This is a genomic window from Paraclostridium sp. AKS73, from assembly GCF_025671395.1.
Taxonomy (GTDB): Bacteria; Bacillota; Clostridia; order Peptostreptococcales; family Peptostreptococcaceae; genus Paraclostridium; species Paraclostridium benzoelyticum.
The window spans coordinates 39932-46223 of sequence record NZ_JAIXHU010000026.1 but is presented as its reverse complement, the minus strand read 5'-3'; the positions used below and the strand labels follow the sequence as shown (position 1 = coordinate 46223).

At 31.1% G+C, this 6292-nt stretch carries 3 protein-coding genes and 1 pseudogene; 3 read left to right on the top strand and 1 reads right to left on the bottom strand.

The features are described from left to right. A partial coding sequence (locus LEQ07_RS13725; RefSeq protein WP_263331119.1) for an N-acetylglucosaminidase occupies nt 1-1168 on the top strand: 1168 nt, incomplete at its 5' end. Nucleotides 1169-1193: 25 nt separating this feature from the next. On the opposite strand, the gene LEQ07_RS13720 is transcribed toward LEQ07_RS13725, so the two are convergent. Then, complete coding sequence (locus LEQ07_RS13720) at nt 1194-1451, bottom strand: hypothetical protein (RefSeq protein WP_263331118.1); 258 nt, start codon at nt 1449-1451, stop codon at nt 1194-1196. Between the two features lie 541 nt (nt 1452-1992). Here LEQ07_RS13720 and LEQ07_RS23080 point away from each other — a divergent pair. Next, nucleotides 1993-2205, top strand: a complete 213-nt coding sequence (locus LEQ07_RS23080) for a PolC-type DNA polymerase III N-terminal domain-containing protein (RefSeq protein ID WP_263331117.1) — start codon at nt 1993-1995, stop codon at nt 2203-2205. A gap of 40 nt (nt 2206-2245) precedes the next feature. Next, nucleotides 2246-6287, top strand: a pseudogene (locus tag LEQ07_RS13700) (PolC-type DNA polymerase III); the annotation flags it as partial. Nucleotides 6288-6292 lie beyond the last annotated feature (5 nt).

Here is a 6292-nt window from a genome sequence, read left to right as displayed (position 1 = left end):
AAGTAATAGAGTGATAGGATCACTAAAACAAAATGATAAAGTAGAAGTAATATCAGAAAGTAATGGATGGTCAAAAGTTAAGTACAGTGGAAAAGAAGGTTACGTATCAAGTACATACTTAAAAGACTCTGATGGTGGAAATACTGGAGGAGGAAGTGAAAATCCAAACCCAAGTAATAGTAAAATAGTAACAGCAACATCGTTAAATGTAAGAAGTGGTCCATCAACAAGTAGTAGTAAAATAGGATCGCTAAGACAAAATGAAGTAGTAGAAGTAATATCAGAAAGTAATGGATGGTCAAAGATTAAATTCAATGGAAAAGAAGGTTACGTATCAAGTGACTACTTAAAAGATTATAGTGGAGGAAATACAGGTGGAGGAGGTAGCTCTGAGGTTGTAGATGGAGCAACAGTTAATAATACGCCTGTAAGTTATACTCTAACACAACATGTTAACAAACAAGTTAGTAAAGGTAATGGAAATATGATAGCATCACGTGGGTTTGTACAAGCTAGTAGATCTGATATAGAACACTATATAAACCCAAGTAACTTTACAGGAAGTAAAAGTGGTATGCTACAATTTTTAAGATTAGATAGCTATAAAGGTGGAATAACTGCAAGTGAATTAAATGGATATTTAAATAGTTTAAGTCCTACATCAGGCGGATCTAATGTTTTCTATAACCAAGGGCAAGCATTTATAAATGCTGCACAAAAATATAATATAGATGTAGTATATTTAGTAGGACATTCTATGCTAGAAACAGGTTATGGAAGATCAACTCTTGCACAAGGTCAAGTTTTAACATCGTATCAAGGGAAACCACTACCTCAACCTGTAAAAGTGTATAACTTCTTTGGAATAGGAGCATTTGATGGAACTGCTAACCTTTCAGGGGCTGAAGCTGCATATAAAAATGGATGGACAACAGTTGAAAAAACTATAGAAGGTTCAGCTAAGTGGCTATCTTCAAATTATATACATAGTAGTAAATATGGGCAAAATACTTTATATAAAATGAGATGGAGCTATGAAAATTTATGGCATCAATATGCTACAGATGTAAACTGGGCAAATGCTATATCAGGAGTAATGAATAAATTGGTAGGAATGTATGATACAACTAGCAATTTAGTTTATGAAGTTCCAGTTCATAAAAAATAAAAAAATGAGGGAGATCCCCTCATTTTTACGCAATTCTTTTATACTTTAAAAAAATATCTATGTTGTTTTCGCTAATAATATTTGAAATATTACCGAAATTATAAGTAGCTAGTGCATACTCTCGCATGTTATCAAAAATGAACTCTTCGTTTTTGTCCTCGAAGTCTATAAGTTTATGAGCTATAGACCAAGCTATAGACTCTCTATTTATAAGATTTTTCTTTAAATTTATAACACATTCCTCTAAATCAACCGGCAAGCTTTTTTTGTGAAGGTTTTCCATATCTATATCTATATTATATTCAACAAGCTTATCTATAAAAGTTTTGATTAATTGACTGTATTCAGCTCTGCTAGAATCTATGCTTGAATCCAGTATATGGCCAATCTCATGATATATAACAAATTTAGCTATAGAAAAAATATTTTTACTAGATATGTTTAAAAAATGTTTTTAGAATGTAAGAATGAGAAAAAGTTATAACAAAAAGATACAAATCCCTGCTTTGAAACTAGTATAAGTCTTAACCTAGGCAGGGTACATATAGGTATGAATCTTTTTTAAAATAAAGCATATACAATCTTTTATTAACATTTACACTTTTTACAATTTCTTTTATTATTTTTTTTCTCCTAAATCTTCATAAGAAAGTAAAATTTTATTTATTAAAACGCTATCAACGTTATCCATGAAATCACCACCTTAAATGTGTCATCTAACTTACTTACTAATATATTATTAAAAATATATATTTTGTAGCTAATCCTAATAAAAAAAGTAGTATATATGATATAATGATTTGATGGAGAGGAGGGAACTTCTTATGGAAACTATTAAAGATTATTTGGAAAAACTTGAAATAGACAATACTATTCTAAACAAACAATTAGCAGATGTAGATGTAACAAAAATAATATACTTTAAGGAAGAAAGAATAATATATATATATTTATCTTCAAAAAATATAATAAGCTACATATATACAGACATGCTAAGGGAAGAAATTAAGAAAAACTTGATTACTTTAGTGATGTAAAAGTTAAAGTAAGATATATTAAATTAGAAAAACAAAAACAAAAGATATTATAAAATATTGGTCAAATATATTACACATATTAATTAATTTATGTCCATCGCTAAGTGGATGGGTGAAAAAAGTTGAGTATATGTGTATAGATGACACCTTAAAAATAAAGTTACCATCAGATTTGTTTTATAGAAGACTTATAAATCAAAATGCTATACAGGTTTTAAAAAATGTATTGGCAGAGGAAGCTGGAATCGAAATAGACATAGTTTTTGAAAAATCTGTCAACAGAGGTCCTGATGTAGAAAAGCTAATTATGAAAAATGATAATTTAGTTGAACAATGGTAAAAGAAAGAATAGCGGAATCGTTAGAATTAGAAGATGAAAATGAAGTTGAAAGTAATGAAGATATAGGAGCTTTATCAAAAGAAGAATATATTTATGGAGAAAATGTAAATGCTCCAGTTGAAAAATAAATAGATTAAATCCTAACTCAGGAACTATGTGTATAATAGGTGAAGTTTTTGATGTTGAATTAAAAGAGCTGAGAAATGGTAAAGTTCTTTTAATAGCAGCAGTGACAGATTATACAAGTTCAATAAGCTGTAAACTGTTTTTAAATGATATGAATAAAGATAAAGTTATAGATTCAGTAACTAAAGGTGCATACCTAAAAATAAAAGGTGATGCACTTTATGATAACTATCAGAGAGAACTAACTATGACTATAAGTGGTATAAAACAAGAAGTTAAAGAAGAGCGTATAGATAAGTCAGATGTTAAAAGAGTTGAGCTTCATGCCCATACTCAAATGTCATCAATGGATGCTATATGCTCAACTAAAAAATTAGTTGAGAGAGCTGCAAAATGGGGACATCCAGCAATAGCTATAACAGACCATGGAGTGGTACAAGCATTCCCAGAGGCTATGGATGCTGCTAAGAAACATGGCATAAAAGCTATTTATGGTGTTGAGGGATACTTAGCAGAAGATGAAGTTCCTATAATAAAAGACCCAAATGATAAAGAATTATCTCAAAGTTTTGTAGTATTTGATATAGAAACTACAGGATTTTCTAATACAAATGATAAGATAACTGAAATTGGTGCAGTTAAAATAGAAAATTTTAAAGTTGTAGATAGATTTAGTGAGTTAATAAATCCTGAAACAGATATATCTTATAAAATACAGGAATTAACAGGAATTACTAATGATTTAGTAGCTGATAAACCGACTATAGAGGCTATACTACCTAAGTTTTTAGAATTTGTAGGTGATGATGTTTTAGTTGCGCATAATGCAGATTTTGATATGGGATTTATATCTCAAAAAAGTAGAGAACAAGGTCTAGAGTTTAAAAATAAGAGTATAGACACTTTAACTTTAGCTAGGGTTTTATTACCACAATTAAAAAGACATAGGTTGAACCTTATTGCTAAAGCATTAGGAATACCTCTTTTAAATCACCATAGAGCAGTAGACGACGCAGAGGCAACCGCTCATATATTTATAAAGTTTTTAGAGATGCTTAAAAAAGAAGGTGTTGAAAAGTTAAGTGATGTAAATGAAAAGCTTGGAGGCCTTGACTATACAAAAATTGCAACAAATCATATAACTTTGCTTGCTAAAAATTATACTGGATTAAAAAACTTATATAAGATTGTATCAGATGCACATGTAAATCACTTTTACAGAGCTCCTAGGATACTAAGAAGTGTATTAGGAAAGCATAAAGAAGGCTTGATAATAGGGTCTGCCTGTGAAGCAGGACAAGTATTCGCAGCTGTTAAGAAAAATTTACCAGACGAAGAAATAGAAAAGATAATAGATTTATATGACTATATAGAAGTTATGCCAATTGATAACAATAGATTCATGATTGAAAAAGGTGAAGTTAAAGATGAAGAAGAATTAAGGGATTTAAATAGAAAACTAATAAATGTAGCTAAGAAATTTAATAAAATACCAGTAGCTACAGGAGATGTACATTTTTTAGATAAGCATGAGGCTGTTCTAAGAAAAGTTTTAAAAAATTCTCAAGGATTTAAGGTAGATGAAGAAGAGACATATCTTCATTTTAGAACGACAGATGAGATGTTAGAAGAATTTAGCTATTTAGATCCAGTAGAAGCATACGAAGTAGTTGTAGCAAATACTAATAAAATAGCAGATATGATTGAAGATATAAAACCGATTCCCGATGATACATACCCACCTGTAATAGAAGGGTCTGATGTAGAACTTAGGGAAATGTGCTATGAAAAGGCAAAAAGGATTTATGGAGATCCTATGCCAGAAGTAGTTAAAGTAAGATTGGATAGAGAATTAAACTCTATAATTGGAAATGGATATGCAGTTATGTACATCATTTCTCAAAAACTTGTTACTAAGTCATTAAGAGATGGATACCTAGTGGGATCGAGGGGATCTGTTGGGTCATCTTTTGCGGCTACTATGAGTGATATAACCGAAGTTAATCCGTTGCCTGCTCACTATATATGCGAAAATGAAGAATGTAAATACTCTTATTTTTATGAAATAGGAGAATGGGGATCAGGAGCAGACTTACCAGATAAAGATTGTCCAAAATGTGGAAGACGCCTAAAAAAAGATGGTCATGATATACCATTTGAAGTTTTCTTAGGATTTGAAGGAGATAAAGAACCGGATATAGATCTAAACTTCTCGGGGGATTATCAGCCAATAATTCATAAATACACAGAGGAGCTATTTGGTGAAGGCTATGTTTACAGAGCTGGAACGATAGGTACAGTAGCAGAAAAAACAGCATTTGGATATGCTAAAAAATATATAGAAGAAAACAATATAAACACTACTTCAGCAGAAGCTTTAAGATTAGCAAATGGATGTACAGGAGTAAAAAGAACATCAGGACAACATCCTGGTGGAGTTATGGTTGTTCCTCATTATAAAGATGTGTATGATTTTACGCCTATACAATACCCTGCAAATGATACTTCGTGTGGAGTAATAACTACTCACTTTGACTATCACTCTATAAGTGGTAGAATACTTAAATTAGACATACTAGGGCACGATGTGCCGACCATAATAAGAATGCTTGAAGATATAACTGGTATAGATGCTACAACAATACCATTAGATGATAAAGAGACTATGTCATTATTTACATCAACAGATGCACTAGGAGTTACACCAGAAGAAATAAATTGTCCAATAGGTTCACTAGCAATACCTGAGTTTGGAACTAAGTTCGTTAGACAAATGCTACTTGATACTAAGCCAACTACATTTGCAGAGCTTGTTCGTATATCTGGCCTTTCTCATGGTACTGACGTTTGGTTAAATAATGCTCAAGAGCTAGTTCAAAAGGAAATAGTAGGTCTTAAGGATGTTATATCTACTCGTGACGATATAATGAACTACCTTATATTTAAAGGATTACCACCTAAAATGGCCTTCACAATAATGGAAAGTGTTAGAAAAGGTAGGGGATTAAAACCTGAACATATAGAAGAAATGGAAAAGAATGATGTTCCAGAATGGTATATATGGTCATGCCAACAAATTAAATACATGTTCCCTAAAGCACATGCTGTTGCATACGTAATGATGTCATTTAGACTTGCGTATTGCAAGGTTCATTACCCAGAAGCTTTTTATGCAACTTATTTTACAACTAAGGCAGAAGATTTTGATGCAGATTTAATTGTAAAAGGATTAGGGGCTATAAAATCAAAAATAAGAGAAATTGAAGAGTTAGGAAATGAAGCCACTACTAAAGAAAAAAATATGTTGACGGTTTTAGAAGTTGCTCTTGAAATGTATGCTAGAGGTATAAAGATAATTCCGGTTGATATATACAAATCAGATGCGAAAAACTTCCAGGTTGTAGGCGAGAAGACTTTACTGCCACCTATGATAGCTCTACAAGGTGTAGGCGAGAATGCAGCAATAAATATCCAAAATGAAAGGGATAATGGAGAATTTATATCTAAAGAAGATCTTAGAAAGAGAACTAAAATTTCAAAAACTGTAATTGAAACTTTAACGAATCATGGATCTTTAGAAAATATGAGTGATAAGAATCAATTATCATTATTCTAATAAAT

Bases quoted from the DNA above. Each gene is read 5' to 3' on its own strand.
- LEQ07_RS13720 (WP_263331118.1), bottom strand. From the start codon at position 1,451: ATGGAAAACCTTCACAAAAAAAGCTTGCCGGTTGATTTAGAGGAATGT.
- LEQ07_RS23080 (WP_263331117.1), top strand. From the start codon at position 1,993: ATGGAAACTATTAAAGATTATTTGGAAAAACTTGAAATAGACAATACT.